Source organism: Streptomyces sp. P3 (assembly GCF_003032475.1).
In the GTDB taxonomy this organism is placed as follows: Bacteria; Actinomycetota; Actinomycetes; order Streptomycetales; family Streptomycetaceae; genus Streptomyces.
In genome coordinates this window covers 9288171-9305511 of sequence record NZ_CP028369.1, presented here as the reverse complement: position 1 = coordinate 9305511, position 17341 = coordinate 9288171, and the positions used below count along the sequence as shown (strand labels likewise).

Sequence of the window (17341 nt, the reverse complement as noted above, 5' to 3'; positions counted from 1 at the left end):
ATGGATATCCTGAGCTCGGGGGCACTCGACCCTATCGGTTCGGACGCGAGGCGCCTCGTGATCGTTGTCTTTTTGATTTTCGTCGGAGGTTCTCTCTTGTGGCTCTTCGCGCTCGCCGCAGCGGAGGAGTCGAACCCGGAAAGGCTTTATGTTGCCAACCGATCCCTCTCTTCGGTCTTCAACGGTTTCGCTATGGCTGGCGAGCAGATATCGGTCGTCACCCTGTTGACGGTCTCTGGGAGCGTCGCCCTGTTCGGCTACGACGGGTTCACCTTCGCCCTCGACAGTCTGATCATGCTCGGCGTGCTGTTGCTCCTCGGCCAGAAGGTACGAAACAGTGGTCGCTATACTCTGGGTGGCCTGTTCTCATTGCGGGCTTCAGGTTCCGGGCCCCGAGTTGCCGCGGCCGCAGTGACTCTTGCCATCGTGATCCCCATTCTCGCGATCCAACTGCGTGCCGCCGGCATCAGCGCAGCCCTCCTGATCGGTATGCCGACGGCTGGCGCACAGTTGTTGTGCACGGTGCTGATGGGCTGTCTCGTTGTCTGCTTCGCAGCGATGGCGGGGCTGAGGGGCAACAGCTTCATGCATGTCGCCAAGGTGCCGATCATCTTGGTGACGCTTGCTGCGGTCACACTGCTTGCCCTAAAAAGGTTCGAGTGGGAGCCGGGAACTCTGCTCTCGACCGCGGCGGAGAAGAGCTTGGCACCGGACAGCTATCTGAGTCCGGGTTTGTGGCCGTACACGGTGAGCTTCGGGCCGCTCAACACGCTCGGCAATCACGTAGTCTTCATCCTCGGTACGGCCGTGATGCCCCACCTGATCCTGCGGATCGGCGCGTCGCGGACAGGGCATTCGGCGCGGCGCTCTATGAGTATCGCCACGGGGCTGGTCGGCGCGTTCATCCTCCTGCTGGTCACCACCGGCTTCGCCTCAGCTGCTGTGGTAGGCGCGAGCGGCATCGGCGCGGTGGATGCCTCTGGGCAGTCGTCCCCGATTCTGCTGGCCGCAGATCTACTCCGAGAGGGTTCGACAGGACGCGTCGTCCTCATCACCCTCATGGCATGCGCCGTCTTTTTGACAGTGCTCACCGGGGTAACCAGCGCGACGTTCGCTGCCGCTGTCTCCTTCGCGCACGATGTGTTCGCGGGAGGGAAACGCAGCCGCACCGACAGCGAAGAGATACGAGCATTGCGCGTGGCCGCCGTCATCGTGGGCGCGGTCGGCCTGTCATTGGCCGCTGTAATCCGCCGATACCCGACCGACTTCCTGATCGCATTTTCCATAAGCGTTGCCGCTTCATGCGTATTCCCTGTGCTGATGTACACGTTCTTCTGGAGCCGGTTTAACCGCAGGGGACTACTGTGGTCCGTGTATGGGGGACTTCTGCTCTGCACCGTCCTCACTACCTTCTCACCCATCGTCTCTGGGACGGAATTCGCGCTATGGCCTGAATCCAGCTTCAATTGGTATCCGTTCCAGACTCCTGGACTGGTTTCCGTTCCTGTCGCGTTCATCCTCGGGTGGCTCGGAAGCATTATTTCACCCCAAACTTCCGAGGCCGATTTCCGGAGCATGAAATACAAAATCTTGACGGGAAAGGAAAGCTAGGATTCACTCCGGCAGTGCACAATGGTAGGGCGTGCGTCGACACCCTCAATGTGAACCATGGGATCGGTTGAGCAACACCGATATCCGTCGCAACCCCCCAGTTGCACACGGCTGGGTATGGCTGTCCACCGGCATCCATACCCCTGCCTCCGTCGGTGAGTAGCCACCGACGGTGACCCTGGCCGACCGGTTCGAAGTGGCGCTGCCAGTGGCCGGTCGGCTTGCGTCTTGGGCCTACTTTGGGGGCCTCGACGACGATCTTGCGTCCGCCTGGAGGCCTACGTCGCCGAGGCGGTCAGTCGGGCTCGGCATCACCGATTCGCGGGCTGCGCGGTGCGCAACGACGTGCGCGAAGCGCGGGCCGAGGACGACGAGCTCGTACGGATTGCGCAGTCGTGGCTGTCGGACGCTCGCGAGCGCCCGCCTGATCGTCGCCGGCTCGGTGCCGACGACTCCGACACGCTCGCCGACCCGTCTGGCTGGTTATGGACGGTGGCCATGCTGGTGGGCCAGCGTTCACTGACGCGGCTCTCGCACTCACCCACCGCCTGCTCGAACACTCCGTCTGACGCCTGCCTCGCACGAAGCGGCTGTCCGCCTCTATGAGTCGATCAAAACCGAGTGGCTCTTCGGCTCCTGCCCTGTGCGCCGTACGGAAGGTGACGTGTCGAACCACCGACGTACCGCACGAGTGAGACTGGCCTGCTCGTGCATTCCCAGTCTCGCCGCGATGTGCGAGAACGACAGGTCGGTCGTTGTGATCAGGTCAAAGGCCTGACCCCTGCGAACGCGATCGACGACGCCGATGAAGGTCGTGCCCTCCGCGGACAGGGACCGCTGCAGCGACCGCGGGTGGAGACTCAGCAGCCGTGCGACTTTCGACAGGTCCGGATAGTCGCTTCCGTGCTGCTCGCTGAGAATCGCTGCCACCAGGTCCGAGATCGGCAGGTCCTTGCGGCCGAAGTGCGTGTCGAGATAGCCGATCGCGATGTCACGAAGCAGGGCGTTGCCGCCGCTGACCGGCATCGAGACAGTCCGCTCGTGACGCGGAGAACCGCACTCGGACAAGCAAACCGGACCTCCGCTCCGAGGCTCCCGGGTAGGCGCTTTCAGGGGCCAGACGCGCGTGCGGAAGCTGGACCGAACGAAGTCCGTAGGGTGCGTCGCCGTTGATCAGCGTCAAGAATCGGTGAACGATCGCGATGCCGTAGTCGATCGACCGCGGTGACGCGTCCATCGTCTTGCTCGCGTAGCGAAGCCCGATCACCCCGGGACTTCCCAGCGGATCCTCGGTCACCTCGAGTGAGATGGCCGGGTGTAGACGAACAGGTACCGGCTCGCGCACCCGACGGCCTTGCCGATCGTGCGTGAGTTCTCCATGGCGATCGCCAGCGGCCCCAGCATATGCAGATCCTGCTGCGCAGCCATCCTCAACCCGAGGCCAGGCAGCGCGAACTGACTAGCCCTCTCCTCAAGAACGCGCTCGACCAGTCGGAGGCTGACAAAGGAGTTGCCCTCGACGATCTTCGCCTCGTCGAAGCCATACGCTGCGAGGAGGCCGGGAACCGGGCCGCCGGCCGCGCTGACGAGCGTGGTCAACCCCCGCAAGGTTCTCGTTGTCGCCCAGCGACTACCGCGAAGCCCACGGATTCGCCTGACCGGCCTGATCACAGGCCGTGGCACAGCCATACCAGCACGCGGCGCAATCGTTCTATGTGCTGCCGGGTCGCACTCATAGATTGCGTCTGTCCGAAACCACGGCTCGAGAAACGATCACTCCAAGTGAACCACAGCTCGAGAGACGGACCACTACCAGAATCGGAACATCACATGAACCGCGAAGATGTCGAGTTCAAGGGTGAGGGTGGCGTCACCCTCCGGGGCTGGTTCTACCCGGCCAAAAACACCAGCGACCCCGCACCAGTCGTCGTCCTGGCGCACGGGCTGTCAGCCGTTAAGGAGATGCACCTCGACGACTACGCCGTGGTCTTCGCCGAAGCCGGTCTCAACGCGCTTGTTTACGATCACCAGAACTTCGGGGCCAGCGATGGAGCTCCCCGCCAGGAGGTTGACCCGGTCCTGCAGTACCGGGACTTCCGGAACGCAATCACCTACGCCACCACCCGCCCTGAAGTCGACGCGTCGAACGTCGGCATCTGGGGCTCCAGCTTCTCCGGTGGACACGTCCTCATGGTCGCGTCGATCGACAAGAGAGTGAAGGCCGTCGTCTCCCAGGTGCCTTTCGTCTCGGGATCGCACATGCTGAGCCAGGCCATCCGGCCGGACTTCATCCCACACACCCGTGCGGCACTGCAGGGCGACCGACTCCACCAGTTCACGGGCGGAGAGCCCACGATGCTCCCGGTCGTCACATCCGACCCGATGGCGCAGGCGGTGATGCCCGCAGCCGAGGCCTACGAATGGTTCAGCAAGACATCGGCTGACCGGGCCCCCAACTGGAAGAACGAGATGACGGCTCGGAGCCTTGAGCTGGCGAGCGAATACGAGCCGGGCAGCTACATCAGCCGGATCGCCCCGACCCCACTCCTGATGATCGTGGCCGCCGGCGACACTGTGACACCGTTCGAGCACGCCCTCGACGCGTACGAAGAGGCCCGGGAGCCGAAGCAGATCATCGTCATCCAGGGCGGCCACTTCGACGCCTACACGGGATCCGGGTTCGACGAGTGCTCCGCAGCCGCACGTGACCACTTCGTCAAGCACCTCCAAGTCTGAGACGCCCGTACCAAAGCCACATCCACCCGCCGTGCATCCAGAGGAGCCGCAATGCCGTACTGGGAGATCTTCGCCCCCGAGAACGCCTACACGCCGGAGGACAGGGAACAGCTGTCCGAGCGCATCACCTCGTTCTACGTGGACTACGCCAACCTGCCCAAGTTCTACGTCGTGGTCCTGTTCCAGGACGTTCCGGAGAACACCATGTACGTCGGTGGCAAGGCGGCCACCAACTTCGTGCGGATACGGGTGAACCACGTCGCCAGGCAGATGGTTGACCCCGAGATGCGTTTCACGTGTATGGAGGTGATCGGGGAGAAGCTCGCGCCGTTCGTGAAGGATCGCGGCTACGACTGGGAGATCCACATCGATGAGAGCCCCATGGACCTGTGGCGCACGCAGGGCCTCGTTCCGCCTCCCCCCGAGTCCGACGTGGAGAAGCTCTGGGCAAAGGAGAACAGGGCCATTCCCTTCAAGGTAGCGAGCTGACCTGCTGACCGAGGACCCGGCGCACGGTCGGGCGCTGACGGTCACCGCGCCCCGGGCCCTCTTCTTCCATCTCCGGCGTCTGAGGGGTGTGCCGTGACCACAGCGCGGGCACCGCTCTGGCCATCGCGATCACCCTTGCGCTCTGCGCCGCCGCTGCCTCCGCACAGTGTTGCTGGTCCTGCGGTGAGCAGGATCAAGGGCTCCGGCGGCCGCGGGGGTGCTCCAGAGGACTGAGGCGCTCACGTACCAGCGCTGGGCGCGCTCGTCCTACGAGTCACCGATCGCGCGTTCAAAACTTGACTTCGCCCACCGCCGACGATCGCCATGCGACGCCGGCCGCCCACACCGCTCCCGGAGGTACCTCATGAACTCTGAGACCCCCTCGCCAGCCGTACCCATCCGCGCGACGGTCTTTGTCGGTCGCTCGCCGAACATCCCCGCCGAAGAGGTGCCCGGCATACCGTCCGGCACCTTCTCGCCGACCACGGCCACCCTCGTGAGCGGCGCCACCGAGGTGGTCCTGATCGACGCGCTCTACCTCAAGAAGGACGTACAGGAACTCGGTGATCTGATCGAGCGCACCGGCAAGAAGCTCACGACGATCTACATCACCCACGATCATGCTGATCACTACTTGGGCTTCGGACCGCTCCTGGAGCGGTTCCCGGAGGCGAAGTGCGTGGCGCTGCCCCACGTCATCGAGTCCATGAAGGCCACCATGCAAGCGCAGGCCGACCAGTGGAAGTTGCTGTTCGGCGACACCTGCGTCATGGCGGGACCGGTTCCGGACCCGCTGGAAGGTAACACCCTGTACGTCGACGGATCTCCCCTGCACATCATCGAGGTGAAGCAGGCCGACATCCATCCCACGTCCATCGTGCATATCCCCGGGATCGACGTCGTCGTGGCCGGTGACTCCATCTACAACGAGATCCACCCGATGCTCGGTCTGTCGACGCCCGCGGAGTGGCAGGACTGGCTCGAGACCGTCAATGTCGTGGAGAGGCTCCGACCGCGAATGATCGTGTCCGGACACCGCAGGCCGGACAGCGACGACTATGCGGTTGACACCATGATCGCCCAAACCCGTGCCTACATCCAGGACTTCGCAGCCGCCTACGAGGTCGCGAAGGACGCCGAAGAACTGATGGCCGTCATGACTGCGAAGTACCCGCACCACGGCAATCTCTGGACACTCGAGTTCTCCGCCATCTTCGCGATCATGGGACGCGATGCCGCACCGTGACCGAGCCTTTCACTCGGAGCCAGCACCAGTTGCCAACCGCACCTATTCATCTTGTTGATTATGAGAGGTGGGTTCATGCATCCCTTCTGCAAGGCTGTCGAGAGCGGTGACATGGATGCCGTGACCGCGCTGCTGGCCGACGACGTCGTCTTCACCAGCCCGGCCGCATTCAGGCCGTACCCGGGCAAGGCGATCACCGATCACATCCTGCGCAGCGTGACTGGCGTCTTCAAGGACTTCACCTACACTCGCGAGATCACCAATCCTGACGGCCGTGACCACCCCTTCGTCTTCACCGCCACCGTCTCGGGCAAGAACGTCCAGGGCTGCGACTTCATTCACTTCGACGAGAACGGCCAGATTGACGACATCACGGTGATGGTGCGCCCGCCTTCCGCCCTTCAGGCCCTGGCCGAGGCGATGGGTCCCCACTTCGAGCAGACCACCCTGGAGACTGCGAAGAAGTGAGCGCGGCAATCAACTCCAGCGCGATCGAACTGGAGCAGTGCCACCCACGCCGCAGCTCACAGAGCCCTGGCCCGTGCCGCAGTGGGCTCGAGCACGGCCTGCACGTCGCCGCATTCCAGTGCAGTTAGTCTCGATCTTGCACGACGGTCCGCCGACGGCGTCGGTGGACCGTTTCACTTTCTGTGGCTGATGGTGGGCATGCTGGCGGCGCGAGTGTCGCGTCGGGTAGGCACCGGGTTCCACTGCTCGGGCTGGGTCCACCGAACATCAGCAGTTGCGGCTTTCCGCGATGTAGTCGCCAGTGAGCCTTCCGGCGGTGTCGTCGCCCCCATCGGGGGCCATGCCGGCCCCCGGGGCTGTGGCCGGCCTGCATGTTCTCAGCCGTGGTCAGGCGCCATCGAGACCACGACCTTGCCGGCCTTGGCGCGGCCGTGCTCGACGTGTGCCATCGCCTCGAGTGTCTGGTCGAACGGGAAGACGCTGTCGATGACGGGGCGGAGCTTTCCGCTGTCGTAGAGGGCGCTGAGTTTGCGCAGCTGGGAGCCGTCGGCCTGCATGAAGAAGAACTCGTAGCGCACGCCCAGCGTCCTGGCACGCCTGCGAATCTTGCGGCTGAGCGCGTTCATGACCAGGCCTAGGGCGGAGGGGGCGCCGAGCTGCTTGGCGAAGGCGGCGTCCGGCGGGCCGGCGACACCGATGGCCAGGCCGCCGGGCTTCAGCACCGTCAGCGACTTCTTGAGGTTCGCTCCGCCGAGGGAGTCCAGCACCAGGTCGTAGCCGGACAGCACCTTCGAGAAGTCCTCCTTGGTGTAGTCGACGACGACGTCGGCGCCGAGGGTCCTGGCCAGTTCCTCATTCTCGGTGCTCGTGGTCGTCGCCACCGTGGCGCCGAGGTGCTTGGCGAGTTGGACGGCCGTCGACCCGAGTCCGCCGGCGCCGGCATGGATGAGCACCTTCTGCCCTGGCTGCACCTGAGCGCGTTCGACGAGGATCTGCCAGGCAGTCAGGGCCACCAACGGCACTGCAGCCGCCTCTTGGAAAGTGAGAGAGGCGGGCTTGGGCGCGACATCGTCCGCGTCGATGGCGATGAACTCCGCAAAGCTTCCTACCCGTAGGTCTCGCGGACGGGCGTAGACCTCGTCGCCGACATTGAGGTCGTGTACGGCGGAACCGACCCTCGTCACGACGCCGGCCACATCGTGGCCGAGCACGAACGGGAGCTTGTACTTCAGGAGCAGCTTGAGCTCCCCGTCGCGGACCTTTTTGTCCAGCGGGTTGATGCCGGCGGCGCTCACTTTGACCAGGACGTCGCGCTCTCCGACGGTGGGCTCGGGTACCTCTGCGGCGCGGGTGCCGTCCTTGCCGTACTTCTGGACGACGAATGCCTTCATGCCGGCCGCCTTTCTGCGTGGGTGTCTCGGTGGTCGATCCGACTCTTCGGGCAGAACCCCCTGCGCGCCCGTGTCTCGTGTGCGGCCGGGTCCGTGCCGGTCACGACATTACTTTCTGAGTATAGAAAAGTAAACTCAGATGAGGTTAGAATGACCCCCCATGGACGCGACGACCGAAGCCCTGCAGGACGCCGACATGGACCCCCGACTCGACCGGGACATGTCGAACTGCTCCATCGCCAGGACGCTCGAGGTCGTGGGCGAGAAGTGGACGATTCTGATCCTGCGTGAGGTCTGGTACGGCTCGTCCCGCTTTAGCGACTTCGAACGCACCCTGGGCTGTCCTCGAAATCTGCTCGCGTCCCGGCTCCGGATGCTCGTGGAGGAAGGGGTCCTGGCCACCGAGACGTACAAGGAGCCGGGCTCGCGGAGCCGTCCGAAGTACGTGATCACTCCCAAGGGCATGGATCTGGTCCCGGCCGTGATGGGACTCCTGCAGTGGGGTGACCGCTACCGCGCCGACCCGGAGGGGCCAGCCGTACTGGCGCGGCACCGTGGATGCGGCGCCCACGTCGACATCCGGATCCGCTGCGAAGAGGGCCACGCCGTACAGACGGAAGACATCGAGAGCATCCCCGGCCCGGCTTTTCGCCTGAGGCCCGCCGAGTGAGCAGAGCGTAGTGCTTCAGTGACCCACGGGGCTCCGTCGGCCGGGTGGTGCGCTTGCTCCGTCCGGCGCGTTGCCGAAATAGCCCCCGCCGATCATGCCGACGGAGCCGTTCGAGCCGAGCAGGGCAGCGGCCCACCGTACGGCACCGTCCCCGTTGCTCTCCTCGTGCGTCCACGGTTTCCGCTCCCCTTCGGAGGCGAACCAGCCGCGAGTTTCCTGGTGACGACGATGAAGCCTGACCTGGCTGCGGCCGGCAGTTGCGGATCTGGTTGTCGAAGGCCCGGGCGGGAACGACGCGGCGCAATGTGCTCGCGCGTTCGGTCATGGGGCCAGCGGTCTAGTGCCGCTTCGGCTTCGCGTCAGTTGCTGTCGCGACGACGGCCAGGGCGTCGCCGCACTCGATTGCCTCTGTCATCAGGCGGTCGAAGGCATGTCGTTGCTTCGTGTAGACCTGCAGGGGTATGTCGGGCTTCGCCGCAGCTCTACCACCTGCTGGACCGCGATGGCGACCGAGGCGTCCCTGGCCACGTTGAGATTGAGGATGGTCACACCGCTGAACGGGGCGACGCCTGAAACGTCGCAGCTCGTGCCCACTGCGTAGAAACCCACTGCGATCAGCGCCGACGCGGGTTCTTTCCCGATGTCGGATGAGGCACCCGTCACAAGCGCCACCGGCCGATTGGTCATCGCCAGAGGCTTCCGAAGCCTAAAGGAAACTGACCGGTTTCCAATGCGGGCGGGATCAGGCGGACTCGGCAGGGCGGACGCGCGCAGGCATGGGCTGGCCGAGCGGGCAGCCCATGCCTGCGATCGACGGGCGCCGACACATGGAGGCTATACATTTATTATAGTATCCGCTAGCGTTTTCGGTTATGATGAACGAGTCACTCGTCGGGCTGCGCTTCTTGGCCACAGGAGCCGTCCGGACCTGGCGCAGCGTTCTGCACGAGGCCTATGGGCCAGGGAGCCCGGGACAAGCGACCGCATGCGCCGGTCACGTGCGCGATGTGTGTGCTGGTCGGCGCCCGCGCTGTCCGGGTGTTGAGCGTTGAAGCGATGGCAGCCGCCGAGACGTTGTCGTCTGGTCAAGTCCGGGTGGATCCCGAGGTCGGCTCGACGCAGTGACAGGGCATCGGGTCACTTGGCTCGTCCACCGGATCGTGGGCAGAGGCGCATCGCATGCCGGAACTGCAGGCTTCGCTGAGATGAGTCCGTATGCCAACACCGGGTGAACCAACAACCGGTTGCTCGATCTGCCGCACTCACGGCAACACGGCTGGGACTGGTCCGCGGGCCGAGTCCTCGAAAGGATCACTGAATGTACATCGACGCCGAGAACCTCACGGCAAAAGCCGCGTATAAGTTGCTGATCGGCAGCGTCATTCCGCGACCCATCGCATGGGTCAGTACTCAGTCGGTCGATGGGGTCGGAAACCTGGCGCCGATCTCGTTCTTCACCGTCGTGGGCCGCAAGCCGCCTATGGTTTCGTTGTCCATCCAGCCCCGGTCCGATGGTGTCACGCTCAAGGACAGTTTCGTGAATATGCGTGACACCGGCGAATTCGTGACCCACTTGGCCACACTGCCGCAGGCGCTTCCTCTGCATCTCAGCGCCGGCGAATTCGAACCCGATGAGGACGAGTTCGACATGGTCGGGGTGAAGAAGGTGCCCAGTTCCGCTGTGAAGCCACCTCGTATTGAGGGCGCACCCATTGCGTTCGAATGCGTGGTTGAAATGATCGCCCCCTCACCGGACAAACTCAATCACCTCGTGGTGGGACGGGTCGTGCAGTTCTATATCCGCGATGACCTCTACCTGCCCAACGGGCGGATCGACACCGGTGCTGTTGCACCGATCGGTCGGCTGGCCGCCGAGTACACGGTGGTGAACAACGCGTTCGTCCCGCCACTGGACAGCGAAACCCTCGCACGGTTCGACGGCCGCAGGATGCAACGACTCGACCAGCACGACGAGGACTACTCGATGATCGACACCGCCGAGTGGTCACCGTCCGGATCCATCATGCGGGGAGATGAACAATGACCGATCGGACACGCGTTGCCACCCACCAGGTGCGCCGACTCGAAATCGCGATCGACCTGCCCTTCGAGGAATTCCGTCAGCGCTACGAGCAGGCGGTCCCTCCCTTCAACCCCGGCCACTTCGGTGACCTCGACCCGGACCGGACCGACTGGGCCACGATCCGCCGGATCACCGACCAGCAGGCCCCGCACGATTTCCTGCTGTACTGGCGCGCCGAGACCGACCTGATGATGCGAGTGGCCGGGCACGCACGCCGCTGTACCGCCTACCTCATGGGCAACCACACGATCGCCGAGCGCATGTATCGCCACAATCCTGGGGTCATGCTCTACGCGCCCCTGCGCACCGCCATCTACGAGGACCACGACGACCGGCTGTGGTTCTCCGTCGATCAGCCCAGCACCCGCTTCTCGAGTTTCGACGATCCGGAGATCGCCGACGTCGGCGTGGACCTGGACGGCAAGCTCGCCGAGCTGTTTACCACGCTGGGTCTCGAAGTTCCCGCCGAGCTGACGCGGTGAACGGGGACCGGGGACCGGAGGCAGCGCTCATGACAGCCCCCGCGGCCAGTGAACCCGACTATGACGTGATAGTGGTCGGTTCGGGCTTCGGCGGCAGTGTCGCTGCCCTCCGGCTCACGGAGAAGGGCTACCGGGTCGCAGTAATCGAGGCGGGCCGCCGATTCGCCGACGACGAGTTCGCCATGACGTCGTGGGATCTGAGGCGCTACCTGTGGGCGCCCGCGCTCGGCTGCTTCGGCATCCAGCGCGTCCACCCTCTCAAGAACGTCATAGTGAACGCGGGCGCCGGCGTCGGCGGCGGTTCACTCGTCTACGCCAACGCGCTGTACCGGCCGCCCAAGCCCTTCTACACGGATCGGCAGTGGGCGCACATCACCGACTGGGAGTCGGAACTGGCGCCCTACTACGACCAGGCCAGCCGCATGCTGGGCGTGGTCACCAACCCGACCACGACCGCCTGCGACAAGGTGATGCTCAAGGTCGCGACCGACATGGGCGTCGCGGACTCATATCAACCGTCCCCGGTCGCGGTCCACTTCGGCGAGCCGGGCAAGGACATCGACGATCCTTTCTTCGGCGGCGCCGGGCCCCGGCGTACCGGGTGCACCGAGTGCGGCTCCTGTATGACGGGGTGTCGGGTCGGCGCGAAGAACACCCTGGTCAAGAACTACCTGTACATCGCGGAGCGCGCCGGTGCGACGGTCATGCCGCTGACCATGGTGGACGCTGTACGGCCCCGGCCGGACGGGTCCTTCGTGGTGGACGTCCACAGGACCGGGAGGCGGTCACGCCGCTTCCGGCGGAGTCTGACGGCGACCCAGGTCGTACTGGCCGCCGGCACGTGGGGGACGCAACGCTTGTTGCACCGGATGCGGGACAACGACGTACTGCCGGAGCTCTCCCCTCGGTTGGGGGAGCTGACCCGCACGAACTCCGAGGCGATCATCGCCATCAGCCGGTCCAGAGTCGACCCTGAGTTCGACTTCACCAATGGTGTGTCGGTCACATCGTCGATCCACCCGGACGACGACACGCACATCCAGGCGGTGCGCTACGGCAAGGGAAGCAATGGGATGGGCCTGCTGCAGACCGTCGCCACCGACGGTTCGCTGCCCCTGCCGCGGTGGCTGCAGATGCTGCGCACGATCGCGCGGGAGCCGGTCAAGTCGATGACGATGCTGTTCAACGGCTTCCGGTGGAGCGAGCGGTCGATGATGCTGCTGGTGATGCAGAGTCTGGACAACTCGATCACCACCTACACCAAGCGCGGCCTGTTCGGGCGCCGCAAATACACCTCGAAACAGGGGCACGGCGCGCCGAACCCGACCTTCATCCCCGCCGCGCACGAGGCGAACCTACGCGCGGCCGAGCACATCGGCGGCATCGCGGGCGGGACATGGGGCGAAATCTTCAACCGGCCCATGACCGCGCACTTCTTCGGCGGAGCGCCCATCGGAGTCTCGCCGGAGGACGGCGTGATCGACCCGTACCATCGGGTGTTCAACTATCCGGGACTGTCCATCGTGGACGGAACAGCGCTCACCGCGAACCTCGGTGTGAACCCATCGCTGACCATTACCGCCATGGCCGAGCGTGCCTTGTCGCTCTGGCCCAACAAGGGCGGGACCGATCCGCGCCCAGCCCAGTCACAGCCCTACCGTCGGCTCATCCCTGTGGCCCCGGACAACCCCGCCGTTCCGGTGACGGCCCCGGCGGCTCTGCGGCTGCCGATCGTGGGCTGAACCCCTCGCACTGCGGGTAACCGACGGGATCGGTACACCGATCCCGTCCGTTGCGTGGCGTCCGCCCAGCAAGACGAGGGTGAAGTGGGAGAACGGCGGATCGTCCGGGGCCGTGAACGCGGGCGTTGGCGGACGAATGTGTGCCCGCCCAACATTGCCGACCGCCTGGGCCGCCGTCGAGTTGGGCGGGCGTCTCGTCAGTGGCCGGACATGCCGCCGTCGACGGCGAGCGTGGCGCCGGTGACGTAGGACGAGGCGGGGCTGGCGAGAAAGATGACCGCGGCGTCGAGCTCTCGTTGCAACCCCAGCCTGCCCATCGGGCTGGTCTGCCGGACGAATGTCATGAGCGGTTCCTCGGGGATCCCGGAGGTCATTTCACTGGCGAAGTATCCCGGGGCGATGGCATTGACCCGGATGCCCCGGCGTCCCGTCCATTGCTGGGCGAGGTCGCGGGTGAGGCCGATGAGGCCGGCCTTGCTGGCGGCGTAAGCAGCCTGCGGGGCATAGGACTTGATCAGACCGAGCACGCTGGCCACGTTGACGATGCTGGAACCGGGTTCCATGACACGGCCGCATGCCTGCGCCGCCCAATAGGCGCCGTTGAGGTTGATGTCGACGACGCGGCGGAACTCCTCCGGGCGTTCCTTCAGAGCGGGAACCGCCGTGCCTGTGCCGGCGTTGTTGATCAGGATGTCGATGCGGCCGAACTCGTCGACAGCCGCGCGGGCCAGCGCCTCGCACTGCTCCGGATCTCCGACATCGGTCGCGACGGTGACGGCTTGGCGGCCGGTGTCCTGGACCTGCCTCGCAGTATCGGTGAGTCGGTCGGGGCGGCGGGCGGCGAGGACGACGTCGGCTCCCGCCTCCGCGAGAGCCCGGGCGAACCCGGCGCCGAGGCCGGAACTCGCCCCGGTGACGACGGCGACCTTGCCGTCGAGCCGGAAGAGATCGAGCACGTTGGTCATCGCGGCTCCAGGTGCGTCAGAGCACGGAGTCCGGCGGCGGTGAGCGGCGCGACGGCGCGGCCGACCGTGTCGAATCCCGTGCCGCGGGTCAGGCCCTGCTGGAAGCGGGCGTGTATTCCCTCGGCGATGACGGCGATCTTGAAATAGCCCAGCGCGAGGTAGAAGCCGAGTTCGCCGAGGTCGCGGCCGCTGGTCTGGGCGTAGCGCTGGGCGAGGTCGGCCCGAGCCGGCAGGCGCTCGCTGGTCGAGGCGGCCGATCCGCTGAGGACGGGCGAGAAGGTGGGGTCGGCGTAGACGAGGTGCAGACCGAGGTCTGCCAGGGGATCGCCCAGGGTGGCCATCTCCCAGTCGACCACCGCACGCACGATTGCCGGGTCGGCGACGTCGAGGATGGCGTTGTCGATGCGGTAGTCACCGTGCACGATCGACGCACCGCTCTCCGCCGGACAGGTGGCGGCGAGGCGGGTGTACAGCCGCTCCACGTCGGCGAACTCGCGCGTCCGGACGCGTTGCCACTGGTCGTACCAGCGCTGGACCTGACGCGTCAGATAGCCCTGCGGCCGCCCGAACCCGGCCAGCCCGACCGCGCCGGGATCGACGGCGTGCAGGCGCGCGAGCACGTCGACCAGACCGTACGCGCAGCGTGCGATCTCAGCGTCGGGCAGTGCGTGCAGTTGCTCGCGAGTCCGGATGACCTGGCCGTCGATGTGCTCGACGACCGAGAAGGGCACCCCGAGTCCGTCGCCGGCGTCCCCGAAGGCCACGGCACGGGCCACGGGGACGTCGCTACCGGCGAGTGCGGCGACGACCCGGTACTCGCGCTGCATGTCGTGCGCGGAGGGGGTGAGCCCGCCCAGCGGAGGACGGCGCAGAACCCACCGCGTGTGTCCGTCGGTAACCAGGTACGTCAGGTTCGATCGCCCGCCCTGCAGCAGGTCAGCGTTCAGCCCGCCGCGGAAGCCGGGCACGCGCTCGCCGAAGAACCGCTCCAGTGCGGGCAGGTCCAGGCCGTCGACGGTGATGCGGTCCCTGTCACTCATCGTGCGGCCGTCTCGGTGTGTCGGCGCAGGACGCGGCGGGCGATGGCCCAGCGGTGGGTCTCGGACGGGCCGTCGTAGATCCGGAAAGGCCTCACCTCCCGCAGGAACCGCCCTAGCAGGATGTCGTCGGACACGCCGAGGGAGCCGCAGATCTGCAGCGACCGGTCCACGACCCGCCAGACGGCTTCGGCGCAGAAGGTCTTGGCGATCGAGGTGGACTGCGAGGCCGACCGGCCCTGGTCGAGCTCCCAGCAGGCCTGGAGGATCAGCCCGCGGGCGGCGGCGATGTCGATCTCGTTGTCGGCGATCATCTGCTGCACCATGCCGAGATCGCCGAGCCGGGAACCGAACAGCCGGCGGTCGGCGGCCCGGGCGACGGCGATGTCCTGCGCGCGGCGGGCGATGCCCAGCCACCGCATGCAGTGGGTCGTCCTAGCGGGTCCGAGCCTCACCTGCGCATAGCGGAAGCCCTGGTCGACCTCGCCGAGCACCGCCTCGTCGGGTACGACGCAGTTGTCGAAGCTCAGCTCGACGTGGCCGCCATAAAGGCTCTCGTCGAGCGTGCCGATGTGCCGGACTGTTTTCATACCCGGGTTGTCGGCGTCGACCAGGAACATGGTCGCGCCGCCCTGGTCACCGGGTTCACCCGAGGTCCTGGCCATGCAGATCGCGAACCCCGCGCCATCGGCGCCGGTGATGAACCACTTGTGTCCGTCGATGCGCCAGCCGCCCGCAACGCGTTCCGCGCGGGTTGCCAGGGCACTGGGGTCGGAGCCGGCGCCGGGCGCGGGTTCTGTCATTGCGAAGCAGGACCGGATGGCGCCGGCCGCGAGCGGGAGCAGGTAGCGCTCCTTCTGCTCCGCGGTGGCGATGGCTTCCAGCATGTGCATGTTGCCCTCGTCGGGGGCGGCGATGTTCAGCGCCAGCGGACCCAGCAGGGAGTACCCCGCCTCCTCGAACACGGCAGCCCTGCCCCGCATGTCCAGGCCGTGCCCGCCGAACTCCGTGCCGACGTGCGGCGCGAAAACACCCGCATCCTTGGCGGCCCGCTGGAGCCCGATCCGGACGTTCTCGGTCCGCGCGACGCCACGGTGCTGTTCCTCGGCCGGGATCACCATGTTGCGGACGAAGTCGGCGGTGCGGCGCGCGAGGTCCGCGGCGACGGGATCCTGGGTGAGGTCTACTGCCATGGCGACTCCCAATCTTGGCTAATGAGTATTAGCCGTGACTCTAAGCGTCCGCTTGGTGAAGCGCACCATGGTGCATGTCACAGCGGCCGAGGCTGTCGGCTATCGTGTGTTAGTCCTGAAAGTGGAGGTGAGGGTGAGCCGAGCCAACGACATTCGTGCCGCGGCGCTGGAGCTGTTCACGCGCCTCGGCTACGAGGCGACCACGATGGCCGACATCGGGCGCGCAGTGGGTATCCGCGGACCGAGTCTGTACAAGCACATCGCGTCCAAGCAGGACCTGCTCGCCCAGATCATGATCGGCACGATGGAGGACCTCCTCGCCGCACACCGCGCGGCCATCGCCAGCAGCGATGGCCCGGTATCACGCCTTCGCCGCGCCACAGAGGCGCACGTCCGCTACCACGCCCGGCACCGGCTCGAAGCCTTCGTCGGAAACCGTGAGATCCGCAGTCTCGTCGAGCCGCATCGCAGTCGAGTGCTGGCCCTGCGCGCGCACTACGAGGCCGGCTTCCGTGCAATCGTTGACGCGGGCGTCGCGGAGGGACGCTTCAAGGTCGCCTCAGCGCGGCTGGTCTCCTATGCCGTCCTCGACCTTGGGATGGGAGTCGCAGCCTGGTACCGCGAGGACGGTGAACTCGCGGAGGACGCGATCGTCTGGCAGTACGGCGACTTCGCCCTCCGCCTCGCGGGCGCAAGCTCTGAAAGCTAGAGCTCCAGATGTAGCCCTTCTTGAGGACCGCTATGGCGTCGAGGCCGCCGCCGGAGATACAGCAGAAGGCCCTGGCGTTTGGCCAATCGCGGGTGCCGCGGCAAGCCGGTCCGGCGCGCCGGGTGCCGGCGACCTGACCGCAAGGTTCCTCCCGGCCGGGGCCGGAGCCCTCGACTGCGGCCGTCACCGCCGCGACTCGTAGATCCAGGTCGTGGCGCAATGGCGGGACGAACAACTGACGCTCATCGCCCAACGCGTTGTCGATGCGTGGGGGTGACGATCAGGTGCTCAGGTGCCGTGGCGCGCCGTGCTCCTGATGCCAGAACACCGTTCTTACGGTAGGCGTTATGCGTTCTCGCCGCTGCCCCTCGGGCGCCACCAACGCCGATTGAGCCCTGATCGAGCTGCCGCTGCCGGCCCCGGCCTTCGATACCGCGCGGGCGGGCATCCGGAGAGCAGGACGGGGTCGGCCCTCTCCGGACTGTCACGCGGATGCGCCCGGCTTCGATCTCGGCAACA

The 17341-nt window shown here is 66.0% G+C and carries 17 protein-coding genes and 1 pseudogene; 10 read left to right on the top strand and 8 right to left on the bottom strand.

The features are described from left to right. Window positions 1-1611: a transporter gene (locus C6376_RS41250; protein ID WP_107449473.1), complete on the top strand. Its 1611-nt coding sequence runs from the start codon at window positions 1-3 to the stop codon at window positions 1609-1611. Between the two features lie 600 nt (window positions 1612-2211). Here C6376_RS41250 and C6376_RS44275 read toward each other — a convergent pair. Together C6376_RS44275 and C6376_RS44270 are read right to left on the bottom strand one after the other, a co-directional pair. After that, window positions 2212-2637 (bottom strand): helix-turn-helix transcriptional regulator, encoded by a 426-nt coding sequence (locus C6376_RS44275; protein WP_159083447.1) that lies wholly within the window; start codon window positions 2635-2637, stop codon window positions 2212-2214. A 267-nt stretch (window positions 2638-2904) separates the two neighbouring features. Further along, window positions 2905-3210, bottom strand: coding sequence for an AraC family transcriptional regulator ligand-binding domain-containing protein (locus tag C6376_RS44270; protein WP_159083446.1), 306 nt, complete (start codon window positions 3208-3210; stop codon window positions 2905-2907). Between the two features lie 183 nt (window positions 3211-3393). Between C6376_RS44270 and C6376_RS41240 the strand changes: the two genes are divergently transcribed. The 4 genes from C6376_RS41240 to C6376_RS41225 all read left to right on the top strand — a co-directional run bounded on the left by C6376_RS41240 (window position 3394) and on the right by C6376_RS41225 (window position 6550). After that, window positions 3394-4347 (top strand): alpha/beta hydrolase, encoded by a 954-nt coding sequence (locus C6376_RS41240; protein WP_216825675.1) that lies wholly within the window; start codon window positions 3394-3396, stop codon window positions 4345-4347. A gap of 51 nt (window positions 4348-4398) precedes the next feature. Then, window positions 4399-4836 (top strand): tautomerase family protein, encoded by a 438-nt coding sequence (locus C6376_RS41235; RefSeq protein ID WP_107448313.1) that lies wholly within the window; start codon window positions 4399-4401, stop codon window positions 4834-4836. A 364-nt stretch (window positions 4837-5200) separates the two neighbouring features. Beyond that, the gene (locus tag C6376_RS41230; protein WP_107448312.1) at window positions 5201-6082 is read left to right on the top strand and encodes an MBL fold metallo-hydrolase; all 882 of its coding nucleotides are present in this window, start codon (window positions 5201-5203) and stop codon (window positions 6080-6082) included. A 75-nt stretch (window positions 6083-6157) separates the two neighbouring features. Further along, window positions 6158-6550: a nuclear transport factor 2 family protein gene (locus C6376_RS41225; RefSeq protein WP_107448311.1), complete on the top strand. Its 393-nt coding sequence runs from the start codon at window positions 6158-6160 to the stop codon at window positions 6548-6550. A 377-nt stretch (window positions 6551-6927) separates the two neighbouring features. Here the strand turns inward: C6376_RS41225 and C6376_RS41220 are convergent, their stop codons facing one another. Beyond that, window positions 6928-7941 (bottom strand): NADP-dependent oxidoreductase, encoded by a 1014-nt coding sequence (locus C6376_RS41220; protein WP_107448310.1) that lies wholly within the window; start codon window positions 7939-7941, stop codon window positions 6928-6930. Window positions 7942-8137: 196 nt separating this feature from the next. Between C6376_RS41220 and C6376_RS41215 the strand changes: the two genes are divergently transcribed. Continuing rightward, window positions 8138-8611: a helix-turn-helix domain-containing protein gene (locus C6376_RS41215; protein ID WP_107449472.1), complete on the top strand. Its 474-nt coding sequence runs from the start codon at window positions 8138-8140 to the stop codon at window positions 8609-8611. A gap of 15 nt (window positions 8612-8626) precedes the next feature. On the opposite strand, the pseudogene C6376_RS46035 reads toward C6376_RS41215, so the two are convergent. Both C6376_RS46035 and C6376_RS46660 read right to left on the bottom strand, forming a co-directional pair. Beyond that, window positions 8627-8770, bottom strand: a pseudogene (locus tag C6376_RS46035) (hypothetical protein); the annotation flags it as partial. A 255-nt stretch (window positions 8771-9025) separates the two neighbouring features. Then, complete coding sequence (locus tag C6376_RS46660) at window positions 9026-9298, bottom strand: hypothetical protein (RefSeq protein ID WP_367881079.1); 273 nt, start codon at window positions 9296-9298, stop codon at window positions 9026-9028. 631 nt (window positions 9299-9929) lie between these two features. Here C6376_RS46660 and C6376_RS41200 point away from each other — a divergent pair. The 3 genes from C6376_RS41200 to C6376_RS41190 are packed head-to-tail and all read left to right on the top strand — an operon-like array spanning window position 9930 to window position 12918. Further along, a complete protein-coding gene (locus C6376_RS41200; RefSeq protein WP_107448309.1) occupies window positions 9930-10655 on the top strand; it encodes a flavin reductase family protein in 726 nt (241 codons plus the stop codon). After that, window positions 10652-11176 carry a DUF302 domain-containing protein gene (locus C6376_RS41195; protein WP_107448308.1) on the top strand — a complete coding sequence of 175 codons (525 nt, stop codon included), beginning with the start codon at window positions 10652-10654 and terminating at the stop codon, window positions 11174-11176. Before C6376_RS41200 ends, C6376_RS41195 begins: the two co-directional genes overlap by 4 nt. A 29-nt stretch (window positions 11177-11205) precedes the next feature. Next, entirely contained in the window at window positions 11206-12918 is a 1713-nt protein-coding gene (locus tag C6376_RS41190; protein WP_107448307.1) for a GMC family oxidoreductase N-terminal domain-containing protein, read from the top strand. A gap of 197 nt (window positions 12919-13115) precedes the next feature. On the opposite strand, the gene C6376_RS41185 is transcribed toward C6376_RS41190, so the two are convergent. Genes C6376_RS41185 through C6376_RS41175 form a run of 3 tightly spaced genes read right to left on the bottom strand, consistent with a single transcriptional unit; the run spans window position 13116 to window position 16113 of the window. Next, window positions 13116-13883: an SDR family NAD(P)-dependent oxidoreductase gene (locus C6376_RS41185; protein WP_107448306.1), complete on the bottom strand. Its 768-nt coding sequence runs from the start codon at window positions 13881-13883 to the stop codon at window positions 13116-13118. Next, entirely contained in the window at window positions 13880-14923 is a 1044-nt protein-coding gene (locus tag C6376_RS41180; RefSeq protein ID WP_107448305.1) for a phosphotransferase family protein, read from the bottom strand. Before C6376_RS41180 ends, C6376_RS41185 begins: the two co-directional genes overlap by 4 nt. Further along, window positions 14920-16113 (bottom strand): acyl-CoA dehydrogenase family protein, encoded by a 1194-nt coding sequence (locus C6376_RS41175; protein ID WP_107448304.1) that lies wholly within the window; start codon window positions 16111-16113, stop codon window positions 14920-14922. Before C6376_RS41175 ends, C6376_RS41180 begins: the two co-directional genes overlap by 4 nt. 55 nt (window positions 16114-16168) lie before the next feature. Between C6376_RS41175 and C6376_RS41170 the strand changes: the two genes are divergently transcribed. Beyond that, a complete protein-coding gene (locus C6376_RS41170) occupies window positions 16169-16822 on the top strand; it encodes a TetR/AcrR family transcriptional regulator (protein WP_254076287.1) in 654 nt (217 codons plus the stop codon). Window positions 16823-17341: the final 519 nt, after the last annotated feature.

What these genes read in the sequence shown, in the direction of transcription:
- C6376_RS41250 (WP_107449473.1), top strand. Translation starts at nt 1, where the DNA reads ATGGATATCCTGAGCTCGGGGGCACTCGACCCTATCGGTTCGGACGCG.
- C6376_RS44275 (WP_159083447.1), bottom strand. Translation starts at nt 2,637, where the DNA reads ATGCCGGTCAGCGGCGGCAACGCCCTGCTTCGTGACATCGCGATCGGC.
- C6376_RS41235 (WP_107448313.1), top strand. Translation starts at nt 4,399, where the DNA reads ATGCCGTACTGGGAGATCTTCGCCCCCGAGAACGCCTACACGCCGGAG.
- C6376_RS41230 (WP_107448312.1), top strand. Translation starts at nt 5,201, where the DNA reads ATGAACTCTGAGACCCCCTCGCCAGCCGTACCCATCCGCGCGACGGTC.
- C6376_RS41225 (WP_107448311.1), top strand. Translation starts at nt 6,158, where the DNA reads ATGCATCCCTTCTGCAAGGCTGTCGAGAGCGGTGACATGGATGCCGTG.
- C6376_RS41220 (WP_107448310.1), bottom strand. Translation starts at nt 7,941, where the DNA reads ATGAAGGCATTCGTCGTCCAGAAGTACGGCAAGGACGGCACCCGCGCC.
- C6376_RS41215 (WP_107449472.1), top strand. Translation starts at nt 8,138, where the DNA reads ATGGACCCCCGACTCGACCGGGACATGTCGAACTGCTCCATCGCCAGG.
- C6376_RS46660 (WP_367881079.1), bottom strand. Translation starts at nt 9,298, where the DNA reads ATGACCAATCGGCCGGTGGCGCTTGTGACGGGTGCCTCATCCGACATC.
- C6376_RS41200 (WP_107448309.1), top strand. Translation starts at nt 9,930, where the DNA reads ATGTACATCGACGCCGAGAACCTCACGGCAAAAGCCGCGTATAAGTTG.
- C6376_RS41195 (WP_107448308.1), top strand. Translation starts at nt 10,652, where the DNA reads ATGACCGATCGGACACGCGTTGCCACCCACCAGGTGCGCCGACTCGAA.
- C6376_RS41190 (WP_107448307.1), top strand. Translation starts at nt 11,206, where the DNA reads ATGACAGCCCCCGCGGCCAGTGAACCCGACTATGACGTGATAGTGGTC.
- C6376_RS41185 (WP_107448306.1), bottom strand. Translation starts at nt 13,883, where the DNA reads ATGACCAACGTGCTCGATCTCTTCCGGCTCGACGGCAAGGTCGCCGTC.
- C6376_RS41180 (WP_107448305.1), bottom strand. Translation starts at nt 14,923, where the DNA reads ATGAGTGACAGGGACCGCATCACCGTCGACGGCCTGGACCTGCCCGCA.
- C6376_RS41175 (WP_107448304.1), bottom strand. Translation starts at nt 16,113, where the DNA reads ATGGCAGTAGACCTCACCCAGGATCCCGTCGCCGCGGACCTCGCGCGC.